General features: G+C 70.9%; 2 protein-coding genes. Both read left to right on the forward strand.

Translation table 11 applies throughout. The annotated features are described in order from the left end of the window. Positions 1–550 (forward strand): NAD(P)/FAD-dependent oxidoreductase (locus tag HW445_RS31255; protein ID WP_180224149.1); only part of this gene is annotated, 550 nt, incomplete at its 5' end. 10 nt (positions 551–560) lie between these two features. Next, on the forward strand, positions 561–1,280 hold the full coding sequence (hemQ, locus tag HW445_RS31260) for a hydrogen peroxide-dependent heme synthase (protein WP_151769822.1): 720 nt from the start codon (positions 561–563) through the stop codon (positions 1,278–1,280). The last annotated feature ends 39 nt before the right edge of the window (positions 1,281–1,319 follow it).

The raw sequence follows: 1,319 nt of genomic DNA on the forward strand, positions 1-1,319 counted from the left end.
GCCGGGCGCCGCCGCCGGACTGGACGGCGTCGAGTACGCCTCCATGGCCCTGATCAGCCTCGCCTTCCGGCGCTCCGAGGCGGACGCCCAGCTGCCGGAGGGCAGCGGCTTCCTGGTGCCCCCGGTCGACGGCCGGACCATCAAGGCGTCCACCTTCGCCTCCCGCAAGTGGGGGTGGATCGCCGAGGAGGACCCCGGGGTCCTGGTCGTGCGCACGTCGGTCGGCAGGTACCAGGAGACCGCGATCCTGGGCCGTTCGGACCAAGAACTGGTCGAGGTCTCACGGCATGATCTGCACGAGGCCACCGGACTGACCGCCGAGCCGATCGCGACGACGGTCACCCGCTGGGACGACGGCCTGCCACAGTATCCGGTGGGTCACCACAGCCGGGTCGCCCGGATCCGGGAGCAGATCGCCGCCGTCCCCGGCCTTGCCGTCTGCGGCGCCGCCTACGACGGTGTCGGGGTGCCCGCCACCATCGCCGGCGCCTACGCGGCCGTCGACGCACTGAGTGCCGACCCGGTGCTCGGCCTCGGAACCGGAAAGTGAGAATAGGGTCATGAGTGACGAAGCCCCCGCCAAGATCCCCAACATCGGCAAGAAGGCGAAGGACCTCAACGAGGTCATCCGCTACACCCTGTGGTCCGTCTTCAAGCTGAAGGACGTCCTCCCCGAGGACCGCGCCGGCTACGCCGACGAGGTCCAGGAGCTGTTCGACCAGCTCGCCGCCAAGGACGTCACCATCCGCGGCACCTACGACGTGTCCGGCCTGCGCGCCGACGCCGACGTGATGATCTGGTGGCACGCCGAGACCGCCGACCAGCTCCAGGAGGCGTACAACCTCTTCCGCCGCACCCGGCTGGGCCGCTCGCTCGACCCGGTCTGGTCCAACATGGCGCTGCACCGCCCCGCCGAGTTCAACCGTGCCCACATCCCGGCCTTCCTCGCCGAGGAGGAGGCCCGTGACTACGTCTGCGTCTACCCGTTCGTCCGCTCCTACGAGTGGTACGTGCTGCCGGACGAGGAGCGCCGGGCGATGCTCGCCGAGCACGGCAAGATGGCCCGCGGCTTCGCCGACGTGCGCGCCAACACGGTCGCCTCGTTCGCGCTCGGCGACTACGAGTGGCTGCTCGCCTTCGAGGCGAACGAGCTGCACCGCATCGTCGACCTGATGCGCCACCTGCGCGCCTCCAAGGCGCGGCTGCACGTCCGCGAGGAGATCCCCTTCTACACGGGGCGCCGCAAGAGCGTGGCCGAGCTGGTGGAGGGCCTCGCCTGAGGACCCCCGCCCGAGGTTCCGGCCGACGGCGCCGGCGGT

The sequence above is a fragment of the Streptomyces sp. UH6 genome, from assembly GCF_013421635.1.
Lineage (GTDB): Bacteria > Actinomycetota > Actinomycetes > Streptomycetales > Streptomycetaceae > Streptomyces > Streptomyces abyssomicinicus.

Excerpts from the sequence above, each read along its gene's own strand:
- hemQ (WP_151769822.1), top strand. The coding sequence starts at position 561 with ATGAGTGACGAAGCCCCCGCCAAGATCCCCAACATCGGCAAGAAGGCG.